This window comes from Salmonella sp. 32031103-2018-00083-FB-01-SM-01, from assembly GCF_017571995.1.
Lineage (GTDB): Bacteria > Pseudomonadota > Gammaproteobacteria > Enterobacterales > Enterobacteriaceae > Salmonella > Salmonella enterica.
The window spans coordinates 223,120-237,099 of record NZ_JAGEQL010000004.1 but is presented as its reverse complement, the minus strand read 5'-3'; the positions used below and the strand labels follow the sequence as shown (position 1 = coordinate 237,099).

The 13,980-nt window shown below is 51.8% G+C and carries 10 protein-coding genes and 1 pseudogene; 9 read left to right on the top strand and 2 right to left on the bottom strand.

Features of this window, described 5'->3' with window-relative positions:
• Positions 1–24 precede the first annotated feature (24 nt).
• A complete protein-coding gene (locus J4614_RS13835; protein ID WP_023251880.1) occupies positions 25–1,167 on the top strand; it encodes a glycerate kinase in 1,143 nt (380 codons plus the stop codon).
• A gap of 43 nt (positions 1,168–1,210) precedes the next feature.
• Here J4614_RS13835 and barA read toward each other — a convergent pair whose 3' ends face one another.
• A complete protein-coding gene (barA, locus tag J4614_RS13830) occupies positions 1,211–3,967 on the bottom strand; it encodes a two-component sensor histidine kinase BarA (protein ID WP_000186400.1) in 2,757 nt (918 codons plus the stop codon).
• A gap of 57 nt (positions 3,968–4,024) precedes the next feature.
• Here barA and rlmD point away from each other — a divergent pair, with 57 nt between their 5' ends.
• The 4 genes from rlmD (at position 4,025) to J4614_RS13810 (ending at position 8,309) form a co-directional block, all read left to right on the top strand.
• Positions 4,025–5,320, top strand: a complete 1,296-nt coding sequence (gene rlmD / locus J4614_RS13825) for a 23S rRNA (uracil(1939)-C(5))-methyltransferase RlmD (protein ID WP_000046857.1) — start codon at positions 4,025–4,027, stop codon at positions 5,318–5,320.
• A 51-nt stretch (positions 5,321–5,371) separates the two neighbouring features.
• Positions 5,372–7,606, top strand: coding sequence for a GTP diphosphokinase (gene relA / locus J4614_RS13820; RefSeq protein ID WP_000226841.1), 2,235 nt, complete (start codon positions 5,372–5,374; stop codon positions 7,604–7,606).
• Between the two features lie 84 nt (positions 7,607–7,690).
• Positions 7,691–8,047, top strand: coding sequence for a type II toxin-antitoxin system ParD family antitoxin (locus tag J4614_RS13815; RefSeq protein ID WP_000480218.1), 357 nt, complete (start codon positions 7,691–7,693; stop codon positions 8,045–8,047).
• Positions 8,013–8,309 (top strand): type II toxin-antitoxin system RelE/ParE family toxin, encoded by a 297-nt coding sequence (locus tag J4614_RS13810; RefSeq protein WP_001261199.1) that lies wholly within the window; start codon positions 8,013–8,015, stop codon positions 8,307–8,309. The genes J4614_RS13815 and J4614_RS13810 overlap by 35 nt, the downstream gene beginning before the upstream one ends.
• 18 nt (positions 8,310–8,327) lie before the next feature.
• On the opposite strand, the pseudogene J4614_RS22165 reads toward J4614_RS13810, so the two are convergent.
• A pseudogene (locus J4614_RS22165) lies at positions 8,328–8,471 on the bottom strand (fimbrial protein SteA); the annotation flags it as partial.
• Positions 8,472–9,076: 605 nt separating this feature from the next.
• Between J4614_RS22165 and mazG the strand changes: the two are divergent.
• The 4 genes from mazG (at position 9,077) to queE (ending at position 13,930) form a co-directional block, all read left to right on the top strand.
• Positions 9,077–9,877 (top strand): nucleoside triphosphate pyrophosphohydrolase, encoded by an 801-nt coding sequence (mazG, locus tag J4614_RS13805; RefSeq protein WP_000210451.1) that lies wholly within the window; start codon positions 9,077–9,079, stop codon positions 9,875–9,877.
• Positions 9,878–10,104: 227 nt separating this feature from the next.
• On the top strand, positions 10,105–11,742 hold the full coding sequence (gene pyrG, locus J4614_RS13800; RefSeq protein ID WP_000210864.1) for a CTP synthase (glutamine hydrolyzing): 1,638 nt from the start codon (positions 10,105–10,107) through the stop codon (positions 11,740–11,742).
• Positions 11,743–11,824: 82 nt separating this feature from the next.
• Positions 11,825–13,123 carry a phosphopyruvate hydratase gene (eno, locus tag J4614_RS13795; RefSeq protein ID WP_000036734.1) on the top strand — a complete coding sequence of 433 codons (1,299 nt, stop codon included), beginning with the start codon at positions 11,825–11,827 and terminating at the stop codon, positions 13,121–13,123.
• A gap of 135 nt (positions 13,124–13,258) precedes the next feature.
• Positions 13,259–13,930 (top strand): 7-carboxy-7-deazaguanine synthase QueE, encoded by a 672-nt coding sequence (queE, locus tag J4614_RS13790; RefSeq protein ID WP_001199956.1) that lies wholly within the window; start codon positions 13,259–13,261, stop codon positions 13,928–13,930.
• Positions 13,931–13,980 lie beyond the last annotated feature (50 nt).

The window sequence follows — 13,980 nt, the reverse complement described above, 5'->3', positions numbered from 1 at the left end:
GATCAACATGCGTAAGGACGACTTATGAAAATAGTGATCGCACCAGACTCGTATAAGGAAAGTTTGAGTGCTCTTGAGGTAGCGACCGCCATTGAACAAGGATTTCGCGAGATCTGGCCTGACGCCGATTACCTGAAATTACCGCTGGCTGATGGCGGAGAAGGTACTGTCGAAGCGATGGTTGAAGCGACGGCGGGTCGAATCGTGCATGTTGAGGTCACCGGGCCGTTGGGGCATCGCGTCAATGCGTTTTATGGGCTTTCCGGCGATGCGCGTTCCGCGTTCATTGAAATGGCGGCCGCCAGTGGGCTGGAGCAGGTACCGCCCGCGCAACGCGATCCGTTGAAGACCACATCATGGGGAACCGGCGAGCTGATCCGTCATGCGCTGGATGCGGGCGTTGAGCATATCATTATTGGTATCGGCGGTAGCGCCACCAACGATGGCGGCGCGGGGATGGTGCAGGCGCTGGGGGCCAGGCTACGGGATGCGCAGGGCAATGATATTGCGCAAGGCGGCATTGGGCTGGAAACACTCGCCAGCATTGATATCAGCGGCCTGGATAAGCGTTTGTCGGCGTGCCATATAGAGGTCGCCTGCGATGTCACGAATCCCCTTACCGGCAAAGAGGGCGCGTCTGCGGTTTTTGGTCCGCAAAAAGGGGCGACGCCGGAAATGATTGAACGCCTGGATACGGCATTGACTCGCTATGCGCATTTGATTGCTTGCGATCTGCATGTCGATGTGTTGGATCTGGCAGGCGGCGGCGCGGCAGGCGGCATGGGGGCGGCGTTATACGCGTTTTGCGGCGCGCAGCTACGGCGTGGTATTGAGATTGTCACCGATGCGCTTCATCTGGAAGCGTGTCTTGCGGATGCTGATTTAGTCATCACCGGCGAGGGACGCATCGACAGTCAGACCATTCACGGTAAAGTCCCTATTGGCGTGGCAAACATCGCCAAACGGTATAACAAGCCGGTAATTGGTATTGCGGGTAGCCTGACGGCGGACGTTGGCGTGGTTCATGAACATGGGCTTGATGCCGTTTTCAGCGTGATTTATACCATCTGCACGCTGGAGGACGCGCTGAAGAATGCGAGTGAAAACGTACGAATGACCGCGCGCAACGTGGCTGCAACGCTGAAAGCGGGGCAACAGTTACGCTGAGTTGTAGGCCGGATAAGGCGGTCACGCCGCCATCCGGCGAATATCAGCCCAATATCTTCTTCGCTTCACGCGCGACATTATCCATCTCATCCAGCAGCTCCAGAAACTCAGGCTCCAGCTCCTCTTCGTGGACGCCGCTGCGAAGCTGTTGCTCAATAAGCTGGCAAAGGTTCTTCATCCGCGGTACGCCGCTATAGCCGCAGCTCCCGTGTAGCTTATGGACCAGATCGACCAGACCGTTGGGATTTTCTCCCACCAGTTGTTCTTCAATTTTGTTGCGCACTTCCGGCAGAAAATCAATCAGCATTTGCAGCATATCCCGCGCCAGATCGGGCTTACCGGCAGCCTGGCGGAGCGCAAGCTGCCAGTCGAGCGTCGCATTCGGATTGAAGATAAATTCAGCCGGTTCCGGCGCCATCAGGCGCGCTGCTACGTTGGCGCCGGGTTTATAGCGCAGCAACAGATTATGCAACTTCTCTTCTTCTATCGGTTTAGCCAGATAGTCGTTCATGCCCGCGCTGAGCAACTTCTCTTTTTGCCCGGCCATCGCATGTGCCGTAACGGCAATAACCGGTGTTTGCTGCTGATGAGGAAGCTGGTGAATCAATTCGCAGGCGCGTATGCCGTCCATATCCGGCATCTGAATATCCATCAAAATCAGATCAAACTGCATTTGTTTCGCCCGATCCACCGCCTGATGTCCGCTATCACAAAGCTCTACGTGCTGGACTTTATCTTCCAGTAACGCGCCGATAAGCTTCAGATTGGCGGGATTATCATCAACCGCCATAACCGTCATGGTGATTTTACTGGTATCCATTAGCAGCGGTTCAGGATGGTGATTCAACTGGCAATATTCCGTCAGTGCTGGCAACAGGCGCGTTGACGTCAATGGTTTTAACAGACAGGCCGCCGCGCCTCCTTGTTTCAGCTTTTCGGCGTTAATTTGCGCATGGCAAGGTAGCGCCAGCAGTAGAAAGTCCGTCATTGACGCCGCTTTCGCCAGACGTTCATGCTGCATGGTGAGCGGCTCGCGGAAGGTCACCGGAACGCTCAAAATCATAATATCGTAGTGCGCTAACGGCAGCGCGGAGAAGGTCGGGCTGTAAACCACCTCCACCGGCGTGTCGCTCAGCAGATCCAGGGTACATTGCGCGGCGGTAGCATTCGGTTCGACATAAGCCAGCCGTTTTCCGGCCAGACATGCGGTCGACGGCCCGTCAATAATGACATTTGGGTTAAGATCAAGATTAATATGAAACCAGAAGGTCGAGCCGCGATTAGGCTGGCTGTGGAAAGAGATATCCCCGCCCATTTCGTTGACCAGCTTTTGCGTAATCACCAGCCCAAGCCCGGTGCCGCCGTGACGGCGAGAAATACTGGCATCGGCCTGGCGAAACGCCTGAAACAGTCGCGACTGGTCGCGTTCTGGAATGCCGATCCCCGTATCGCGGATCTGCACTTCAATCTGTACTTTGGTGTTACTGAGCGCCCGCTTTTCTACCAGAATGTCGATATTGCCACTCTCGGTGAACTTAATGGCATTACCCACCAGATTAGTAATGACCTGTTGCAGGCGCAGCGGGTCGCCAATCACATTATCCGGGACGTCGTTTTTAATATTTAACGTCAACTCCAGCCCTTTATCATGCGACGAGTGGGCCAGCAGCGTAACCACTTCATCCAGCGTGTTGCGCAGTGGAAAAGGGATACTTTCCAGAATGAGCTTACCGGCTTCCAGCTTGGAGAAATCGAGCACGTCATTAATGATTGCCAGCAGATTATTCGCGGAACGCTCAATGGTGTTCAGATGGTCGCGCTGGGTGGGGTTCAGCTCCGTTTTTAATGTCAGGCGGGTAAAGCCAATGACGCCGTTCAGCGGCGTTCGCAGTTCGTGCGACATGTTCGCCAGGAACTCCGACTTAATACGCGCCGCTTCCTGGGCACGCTTTTTCGCCAGATCCAGCTCAACGTTTTGGATTTCCATCTGCTCAAGGGTTTCACGCAGGTCTGAAGTGGCCTGATCGATATTATGCTGCATCTCTTCGTGATAGGCGGCAAGCGACATCGCCATGGAATTAATGCCGTTTTTCAGCATATCCAGTTCGCCCAGCATAAATCCTTCCACACGGCTATCCAGTTGTCCGCGGCGAATGCGGTCAACGGTATTCACCATATTACGGATAGGCCCGGTGACATCGCGCATAAGCCGCCAGCCAAAGATCAGCGCAATGCCAATACAAAAAAGCATCATCACGCTGGAGATAAAAATCTCTTTGTATTGCTGTAGCCTTACCGACTTGAGATCCAGTTCAAGCGCCACATACCCCAGCATATTTTTGGTATTTTTCGCGTCGGCAATGGCTGACTCGTCCGGCGAATAGCTCTCCGAGATAATCGGAGTGCGCAGAATCATAATATCGCCGTGGCGATCGACGCTCAGACGACGTGGAAACGGCGCTCCGGCGGGAAGCTGCATCTGTGAGGGGTCCAGATGGAAATTAGACGTTACAAACAGGCGGTTATGATCGTCATAAACGGAAATCGCCCGCACAATATCAGAGTGTCTGCGGTGCAGGACGCTGATAAGTTGGCCGATAGACTCCCGGTTTTGTAAGTTCATACCATATTCGCTGGAGACGGCGAGCGGTTCAATAATACTGGCGCCGGCATCTTCCAGTTGACGCTGCAGGTCGTTATAGCGGTGCACTACAAAAAAGATACTGAGCAGCAAACCTATCAGGACGGTCGGGGCCAGGATCAGAATCATCATGCGTGCGCGCAGGCTGTAGTTGGTCATGGAGTTCCGTTATGGGACAATTAGGGTCACACTGTTAAATTGAGAAAAAGCTGGTCGATGGCGCAATTCTACTCTGCAAAACGGCGCGTGACGACGCGTCAGATCATAACCGTTAAAGTCAATGACCTCGATTCATTTGGTCAGGGCGTAGCCCGTCATAACGGGAAGGCGCTGTTTATCCCCGGTTTATTGCCTGAGGAAAGCGCAGAAGTCATTATTACAGAAGATAAAAAGCAATTTGCCCGCGCACGCGTTTCGCGTCGTTTGAATGATAGCCCGGAACGAGAAACGCCGCGCTGCCCGCATTTTGGCGTCTGCGGCGGTTGTCAGCAACAGCATGTCAGCATCGCCCTGCAACAACGCAGCAAAAGCGCGGCGCTGGCGCGTTTGATGAAACACGAGGTGAATGACATCATCGCCGGCGCGCCCTGGGGTTATCGGCGTCGTGCGCGGTTAAGTCTGAATTGCCCGCCGGATAAACCGCTGCAAATGGGATTTCGCAAAGCGGGTTCCAGCGATATCGTCAATGTCGAACAGTGCCCCGTTTTGGCGCCCCGGCTTGAAGCATTGCTGCCCCGAATCAGGGCGTGTCTGGCGAGTTTACACGGCACCCGACATCTTGGGCATGTTGAGCTGGTACAGGCGGGAAGCGGTACGCTGATGATTCTGCGCCATACCGCGCCATTAAGTGCGGCGGATAAAGAAAAACTGGAACGCTTTTCGCATTCTGAGGGATTGTCTCTGTTTCTGGCGCCGTTTAGCGAGATACTGGAAACGGTATCTGGCGAGGCGCCCTGGTATGATTCGCACGGCTTACGTTTAGCCTTCAGTCCGCGAGATTTTATTCAGGTTAATGAGGCGGTAAACCAGCAAATGGTCGCACGCGCGCTGGAGTGGCTTGATGTGCGCGCCGAGGATCGTGTCCTGGATCTGTTCTGCGGAATGGGGAATTTTACGCTGCCGCTGGCAACGCGCGCGGCAAGCGTGGTAGGGGTTGAGGGCGTTCCGGCGCTGGTAGAAAAAGGCCGTGAAAACGCCATCCGCAATGGTTTACATAATGTGACATTCTTCCATGAGAACCTGGAGGAAGATGTCACGAAGCAGCCGTGGGCGAAAAACGGCTTTGACAAAGTCTTACTCGATCCTGCGCGTGCGGGGGCTACAGGAGTGATGCGACATATTATAAAATTAAAACCTATTCGCATTGTTTATGTATCCTGTAACCCGGCGACGCTGGCGCGCGATAGTGAAGCGCTGGTCAATGCGGGATATGAGGTTACGCGTTTAGCGATGCTCGACATGTTCCCGCACACAGGACATCTGGAATCAATGGTTCTGTTCGAGCGCATGTAATGATTACCGGCTTACCGACTTCGGTAGGCCTGGTCCCTTAAGGAGAGGACGATGGTCGCGGTAAGAAGTGCACATATTAATAAAGCTGGTGAATTTGATCCGAAGAAGTGGATCGCAAGCCTGGGAATTTCCAGCCAGCAGTCGTGTGAGCGCTTAGCCGAAACCTGGGCGTATTGCCTGCAACAGACACAAGGACATCCGGATGCGGATCTGTTGCTGTGGCGTGGCGTGGAGATGGTAGAAATTCTTTCCACTCTGAGTATGGATATCGACACGCTGCGGGCGGCGCTACTGTTCCCTCTGGCCGACGCCAACGTAGTCAGCGAAGATGTACTGCGCGAAAGCGTCGGCAAATCTATCGTGACCCTGATTCATGGCGTGCGAGATATGGCGGCGATCCGTCAGCTAAACGCCACTCATAACGACTCTGTTTCTTCGGAGCAGGTTGATAACGTCCGTCGAATGTTATTGGCGATGGTGGATGATTTCCGCTGCGTGGTCATCAAACTGGCCGAGCGAATCGCTCATTTGCGCGAAGTGAAAGAGGCGCCGGAAGATGAGCGCGTGCTGGCGGCGAAAGAATGTACCAACATCTATGCGCCGCTCGCTAATCGTCTGGGCATCGGGCAACTGAAGTGGGAACTGGAAGACTACTGTTTCCGCTACCTGCATCCGGCGGAATACAAACGCATCGCCAAACTGCTGCATGAGCGCCGTCTCGATCGCGAACATTACATCGAAGAGTTTGTTGGACATCTGCGCGCCGAAATGAAAAACGAAGGCGTGCAGGCGGAAGTCTACGGACGACCAAAACATATTTATAGCATCTGGCGCAAAATGCAGAAAAAGCATCTGGCGTTTGATGAACTCTTTGACGTGCGCGCCGTGCGTATCGTCGCTGAACGTCTGCAAGACTGCTACGCCGCGTTGGGGATAGTGCATACGCACTATCGCCACCTGCCGGATGAATTCGATGATTATGTCGCTAACCCGAAACCGAACGGTTACCAGTCTATCCACACCGTGGTCCTGGGGCCGGGCGGTAAAACCGTTGAGATCCAGATTCGTACCAAACAGATGCATGAAGACGCCGAACTGGGCGTGGCGGCGCACTGGAAGTATAAAGAAGGCGCCGCGTCCGGCGGCGTGCGTTCCGGTCATGAAGACAGAATTGCGTGGCTGCGTAAGCTGATCGCCTGGCAGGAAGAGATGGCCGATTCCGGCGAAATGCTGGATGAAGTGCGCAGCCAGGTGTTTGACGATCGGGTCTACGTTTTTACGCCAAAAGGCGACGTGGTTGACTTGCCTGCCGGTTCTACGCCGCTCGATTTTGCTTACCACATCCACAGCGATGTCGGGCACCGCTGCATTGGCGCTAAAATCGGCGGCCGTATTGTGCCATTCACCTATCAGTTGCAGATGGGCGATCAGGTTGAAATTATCACGCAGAAGCAGCCGAATCCCAGCCGCGACTGGCTGAATCCAAACCTGGGCTATGTGACGACCAGCCGCGGGCGCTCGAAAATTCACGCCTGGTTCCGTAAACAGGACCGTGACAAAAATATCCTGGCTGGACGGCAGATCCTCGACGATGAGCTGGCGCATTTGGGGATTAGCCTGAAAGAGGCCGAGAAACATCTGCTGCCGCGCTACAACTTTAATGAGCTGGAAGAGTTGCTGGCGGCGATAGGCGGCGGCGATATCCGTCTTAATCAGATGGTGAATTTCCTGCAATCGCAGTTCAATAAGCCGAGTGCGGAGGAGCAGGATGCAGCGGCGCTGAAACAGCTTCAGCAAAAAACATACGCGCCGCAAAATCGTCGTAAAGACGACGGGCGCGTGGTGGTAGAAGGCGTGGGTAATTTGATGCACCACATTGCCCGCTGCTGCCAGCCGATTCCGGGGGATGAAATTGTCGGCTTCATTACTCAGGGGCGGGGTATTTCCGTGCACCGGGCCGACTGCGAACAGCTGGCGGAACTGCGCTCCCATGCGCCGGAGCGGATCGTAGAGGCGGTATGGGGTGAAAGCTATTCGGCGGGATATTCGCTGGTGGTGCGCGTCCAGGCCAACGATCGCAGCGGCTTGCTACGCGATATCACCACCATTCTGGCTAACGAAAAAGTCAACGTGCTGGGCGTCGCCAGCCGCAGCGACATTAAGCAGCAGATCGCCACCATTGATATGACCATCGAGATCTACAACCTGCAGGTGCTGGGCCGGGTGCTCGGTAAGCTGAACCAGGTGCCGGATGTGATTGATGCCCGTCGTTTGCACGGGGGGTAAACCCCAGACAGTAATAATGTAGCGGCTTTGCTACTCGTTCAGCAAAGCCGCATTAGCCAACCCCATAAGCATGAGACATGGGGTATGTTTTTGACGTACATTTCATTTCCGGTGTACTCTTATGTAAGATTTATACTTACAGTGGAGGCTGTTATGGCCAGAACAATGACCGTTGATCTTGGCGATGAACTGCGCGAGTTTATTGAATCGCTCATAGAATCAGGTGATTACAGAACACAAAGTGAAGTGATCAGAGAGTCTCTTCGTCTGCTGAGGGAAAAACAGGCCGAGTCACGACTTCAGGCGTTACGTGAACTTCTGGCTGAAGGTCTGAACAGCGGAGAGCCCCAGGCTTGGGAAAAGGACGCCTTTTTACGGAAGGTCAAAACAGGGATGATCAAACCCGATGAGAACGGTAAAATTAACGCCAAAGGCCAGTGAAGATCTGGAAAATATCTGGCATTACGGCTGGCTGTATTTTGGCGAAATACAGGCCGATCGATATATTAATCATCTATCAGAAATATTCAGCATCATGAGTGCCAATAACATTGGCACGCCTCGACCTGAACTGGGTGAATACATTTATGCCTTACCGTTTGAAAGGCATATTATCTATTTTATACAATCAGTTACGGAAGTTATCGTGATACGTATTCTGAGCCAGAATCAGGATGCTGGTAAGCATGTAAATTGGTTATAGCCTTTTTATCTAAAAAACAAGTGTGATTGAGCAGGGGGAATCAACAATATTACCAAGGAAAGTGACCTTTGCTGTGTTGCTACCCGCGGCTTGAGCGCCGGAGACAATTCCCATAACTAAAGATGCAGTTACTGCCAGTTTACAAAAATGAGATGACTTCATCGTGTTATCCTTAATTAACGTATTTTATGGCAGCATTTTGTACGCGTATACCAAGGGATATGCGGCATAGAGCCATGCTGCGGGCTTTGGGTAAAAAATAGGTCATAATAAAAATATTATATTTCTACATTTTTATGAGTGTATTCTTAAGGGCTGAATGATCGTACAGGCTCATAAAATATTATATGTAATACTTTCAATATGTTTATTTCATGTATATTCCAGAAAAAACAAAAAAGTGGTCTTTTTTGGATATTAAACTGGCGTGCATGCTACTCGTTTTTCCGTAAAAGTGAAATAATTTATTTTTTTGAAAGGGAAGGCTCTTTGGGTGGGGTACTTATAGCGTTTGCATAATTTTTTTTGCTTAATTGATGTTATTTATAATGCCTGGTACAAATATCTGTTTTTTTAATAAGTTAGTTATATGATTATTATATTGTTGTGTATCGATTAATAATTTTAAAATTATACGGGAGAGGTAGCGTTCAACACCTGTTAACAATATATTTTATTATATAGGCGTTGCCGTAGTGTCTCTGTGCGTGAATGGTTAAGAATAATACGTTACAATTGTCGCTAGTATTTACAACCGATTAAAAACCATGACAACTAACCATCAAATTGACCGTCTTCTCACCCTCATGCAGCGCCTGCGTGACCCGGAAAACGGCTGCCCGTGGGATAAAGAGCAGACCTTCGCCAGCATCGCGCCTTATACGCTGGAAGAAACCTATGAAGTACTGGATGCTATTGCGCGTGAGGATTTTGACGATTTGCGCGGCGAACTGGGCGACCTGTTGTTCCAGGTGGTGTTTTACGCGCAGATGGCGCAGGAAGAAGGCCGCTTCGATTTTAATGATATCTGCGCTGCCATCAGCGACAAGCTGGAGCGCCGCCATCCGCATGTTTTTGGCGAGCTTTCCGCGGATAATAGCGAAGAAGCATTAGTTCGCTGGGAGCAAATCAAAACGGAAGAGCGCGCGCAAAAAGCGCAGCATTCCGCGCTGGACGATATTCCGCGCAGCTTACCGGCCTTAATGCGCGCGCAAAAAATCCAGAAACGGTGTTCAAACGTGGGCTTTGACTGGACGACGCTGGGACCGGTCGTCGATAAGGTCTATGAAGAGATCGATGAGGTGATGTTCGAGGCGCGGCAGGCGGTTGTTGATCAGGCTAAACTGGAAGAGGAAATGGGCGATTTGCTCTTTGCCACGGTCAACATGGCGCGTCATTTAGGTACGAAAGCGGAGCTCGCTTTGCAAAAAGCGAACGATAAATTTGAACGTCGTTTTCGCGAAGTTGAACGTATTGTCGCAGCCAGAGGCCTGGAAATGACCGGGGTGGACCTGGAAACAATGGAAGAAGTTTGGCAGGAAGTAAAACGCCAGGAAATTGATCTCTAAAGGTTTTAGGCGGTCAAGAGCGATTTGTGTGATTTTTTAAATAACAAGCGCTTGATTTACGTCAAAAACATTTACCTCAAAGGGGCTATTTTCTCCCTCCCTGTGTGAATGTCAGCCTGACGAAGAGGAGGAATAATGAAAGTTTGTGGCGTAGGTCATGTTCGGGTATACTGCTTTCCCGTCCTGGTTATTCCATCGTCTTTTAAACCTAACTTCTCAGGTTCCGCATGACAACGAACTATATTTTTGTGACCGGCGGGGTCGTATCCTCTCTGGGTAAAGGCATTGCCGCAGCCTCCCTCGCAGCCATTCTGGAAGCCCGTGGTCTCAACGTGACCATCATGAAACTGGATCCGTACATCAACGTTGATCCGGGTACTATGAGCCCAATCCAACACGGGGAAGTGTTCGTTACTGAAGACGGCGCTGAAACCGACCTGGACCTGGGGCACTACGAGCGTTTCATCCGCACCAAGATGTCTCGCCGCAACAACTTCACGACTGGCCGTATCTACTCCGACGTTCTGCGTAAAGAACGCCGTGGCGACTATCTGGGCGCAACCGTACAGGTAATCCCTCACATCACTAACGCGATTAAAGAGCGCGTTCTGGAAGGCGGCGAAGGCCACGATGTGGTACTGGTGGAAATCGGTGGTACCGTTGGTGATATCGAATCGCTGCCGTTTCTTGAGGCGATTCGTCAATTGGCGGTAGATATCGGTCGTGAACACGCGCTGTTTATGCACCTGACGCTGGTACCTTACCTGGCGGCTGCGGGCGAAGTGAAAACTAAACCGACTCAGCACTCCGTGAAAGAGCTGCTGTCTATCGGTATTCAGCCCGATATTCTGATTTGTCGTTCCGATCGCGCAGTTCCTGCCAACGAGCGTGCAAAAATTGCATTGTTCTGTAATGTGCCGGAAAAAGCCGTTATTTCAATGAAAGATGTCGATTCCATTTATAAAATTCCAGGCCTGTTGAAATCTCAGGGGCTTGATGATTATATTTGTAAACGATTCAGCTTGAACTGTCCGGAAGCTAACCTGTCTGAATGGGAACAGGTCATTTACGAAGAAGCGAACCCGGCAGGCGAAGTGACTATCGGCATGGTCGGCAAATATATTGAACTGCCGGATGCCTATAAGTCGGTGATCGAAGCGCTGAAACACGGTGGTCTGAAAAACCGCGTTACCGTCAACATCAAATTGATCGATTCGCAAGATGTTGAAACGCGCGGCGTCGAAATTCTGAAAGATTTGGACGCTATCCTGATCCCCGGCGGCTTCGGCTATCGTGGCGTTGAAGGTAAAATCGCCACTGCGCGCTATGCGCGTGAAAACAATATTCCTTATCTGGGCATTTGCCTGGGGATGCAGGTTGCGTTGATTGAGTTCGCTCGTAACGTGGCCGGCATGGACAACGCCAACTCAACGGAATTTGTGCCAGACTGTAAGTACCCGGTTGTGGCGTTAATTACCGAGTGGCGCGATGAAGACGGTAACGTTGAAGTCCGTAGCGAGAAGAGCGATTTGGGTGGCACCATGCGCCTGGGCGCGCAGCAGTGCCAGCTTAGCGATGACAGTCTGGTACGTCAGTTGTACGGCGCGTCGACGATTGTTGAACGTCATCGCCATCGTTACGAAGTCAACAATATGTTGTTGAAACAAATTGAAGCAGCGGGTCTGCGTGTCGCAGGCCGTTCCGGTGATGATCAGTTAGTCGAGATCATTGAGGTACCGAATCATCCGTGGTTCGTGGCCTGTCAGTTCCATCCGGAATTTACTTCCACGCCGCGTGATGGACATCCGTTGTTCGCCGGCTTTGTTAAAGCCGCCAGCGAGCATCAGAAACGTCAGGCGAAGTAAAAAAGTTAGAACAGCGGTGCACCCTAAGCGGTGCACCGTTTGTCTGAAGTTTTAGTTTAACTAGTGACTTGAGGAAAACCTAATGTCCAAAATCGTTAAAGTCATCGGTCGTGAAATCATCGACTCCCGTGGTAACCCGACTGTTGAAGCTGAAGTACACCTGGAAGGTGGTTTCGTAGGTATGGCGGCGGCTCCGTCAGGTGCTTCTACTGGTTCCCGCGAAGCGCTGGAGCTGCGCGATGGCGACAAATCCCGTTTCCTGGGTAAAGGCGTAACCAAAGCTGTTGGCGCGGTTAACGGCCCGATCGCTCAGGCTATTCTTGGCAAAGACGCTAAAGACCAGGCTGGCATCGACAAAATCATGATCGACCTGGACGGTACTGAAAACAAATCTAACTTCGGTGCAAACGCCATTCTGGCTGTCTCTCTGGCTAACGCCAAAGCTGCTGCTGCCGCTAAAGGTATGCCGCTGTACGAGCACATTGCTGAACTGAACGGCACTCCGGGCAAATACTCCATGCCGGTTCCGATGATGAACATCATCAACGGTGGCGAGCACGCTGACAACAACGTCGACATCCAGGAATTCATGATCCAGCCGGTTGGCGCGAAAACGGTTAAAGAAGCCATCCGTATGGGTTCTGAAGTTTTCCATCACCTGGCAAAAGTGCTGAAAGGCAAAGGCATGAACACCGCTGTGGGTGACGAAGGCGGCTATGCGCCGAACCTGGGCTCCAACGCGGAAGCACTGGCTGTTATCGCTGAAGCGGTTAAAGCGGCTGGTTACGAGCTGGGTAAAGACATCACCCTGGCGATGGACTGCGCAGCATCTGAATTCTACAAAGATGGTAAATACGTTCTGGCTGGCGAAGGCAACAAAGCGTTCACCTCCGAAGAATTCACCCACTTCCTGGAAGAACTGACCAAACAGTACCCGATCGTTTCCATCGAAGATGGTCTGGACGAGTCTGACTGGGACGGTTTTGCATACCAGACCAAAGTACTGGGCGACAAAATCCAGCTGGTTGGTGACGACCTGTTCGTAACCAACACCAAAATCCTGAAAGAAGGCATCGAGAAAGGCATCGCTAACTCCATCCTGATCAAATTCAACCAGATCGGTTCTCTGACCGAAACTCTGGCTGCAATCAAGATGGCGAAAGACGCTGGCTACACTGCTGTCATCTCTCACCGTTCTGGCGAAACTGAAGACGCTACCATTGCTGACCTGGCTGTTGGTACCGCTGCAGGCCAGATCAAAACCGGTTCTATGAGCCGTTCTGACCGTGTTGCTAAATACAACCAGCTGATTCGTATCGAAGAAGCTCTGGGCGAAAAAGCACCGTACAACGGTCGTAAAGAGATCAAAGGCCAGGCGTAATCCTGCTTTTACCTCTTAACGTATAAACCCGCTTCGGCGGGTTTTTTTGTATCTGTTCAATAGCGCAGCCGCTGTGCATGACCGGGCAGACGAAATCTGCAATAATTAACGATTATCCCCTTAACAGAGAACGCTATGCAGTACCCGATTAACGAGATGTTCCAGACCCTACAAGGCGAGGGTTATTTTACCGGCGTCCCCGCTATTTTTATTCGTTTACAGGGATGTCCGGTCGGCTGTGCCTGGTGTGATACTAAGCATACCTGGGATAAACTGAGCGATCGGGAAGTGTCTCTGTTCAGCATTCTGGCAAAAACCAAAGAGAGCGACAAATGGGGTGCTGCGAGCAGTGAAGATCTGCTGGCGGTGATTAATCGTCAGGACTATACCGCGCGTCACGTTGTCATCACCGGTGGCGAACCCTGTATTCACGACCTCATGCCGCTCACCGATCTGCTTGAAAAGAGTGGTTTTAGTTGTCAGATTGAAACCAGCGGGACGCACGAAGTGCGCTGTACGCCTAACACCTGGGTCACGGTTTCACCAAAAGTGAATATGCGCGGGGGATATGACGTGCTTTCCCAGGCGCTGGAGCGCGCCAATGAAATCAAGCATCCCGTTGGGCGAGTTCGTGATATTGAGGCGCTGGATGAACTGTTAGCCACGCTGAGCGATGATAAACCGCGCGTGATTGCTTTGCAGCCCATTAGCCAGAAAGAAGACGCGACGCGTCTGTGTATTGAAACTTGTATTGCGCGTAACTGGCGTTTGTCGATGCAAACACATAAATATTTAAATATTGCCTGATGCATTACTAATTTTACGGACGGCCTGCCGATGCCGTCTGTGAGTCATCC

Excerpts from the sequence above, each read along its gene's own strand:
- J4614_RS13835 (WP_023251880.1), top strand. The coding sequence starts at position 25 with ATGAAAATAGTGATCGCACCAGACTCGTATAAGGAAAGTTTGAGTGCT.
- barA (WP_000186400.1), bottom strand. The coding sequence starts at position 3,967 with ATGACCAACTACAGCCTGCGCGCACGCATGATGATTCTGATCCTGGCC.
- rlmD (WP_000046857.1), top strand. The coding sequence starts at position 4,025 with ATGGCGCAATTCTACTCTGCAAAACGGCGCGTGACGACGCGTCAGATC.
- relA (WP_000226841.1), top strand. The coding sequence starts at position 5,372 with ATGGTCGCGGTAAGAAGTGCACATATTAATAAAGCTGGTGAATTTGAT.
- J4614_RS13815 (WP_000480218.1), top strand. The coding sequence starts at position 7,691 with ATGTTTTTGACGTACATTTCATTTCCGGTGTACTCTTATGTAAGATTT.
- J4614_RS13810 (WP_001261199.1), top strand. The coding sequence starts at position 8,013 with ATGAGAACGGTAAAATTAACGCCAAAGGCCAGTGAAGATCTGGAAAAT.
- mazG (WP_000210451.1), top strand. The coding sequence starts at position 9,077 with ATGACAACTAACCATCAAATTGACCGTCTTCTCACCCTCATGCAGCGC.
- pyrG (WP_000210864.1), top strand. The coding sequence starts at position 10,105 with ATGACAACGAACTATATTTTTGTGACCGGCGGGGTCGTATCCTCTCTG.
- eno (WP_000036734.1), top strand. The coding sequence starts at position 11,825 with ATGTCCAAAATCGTTAAAGTCATCGGTCGTGAAATCATCGACTCCCGT.
- queE (WP_001199956.1), top strand. The coding sequence starts at position 13,259 with ATGCAGTACCCGATTAACGAGATGTTCCAGACCCTACAAGGCGAGGGT.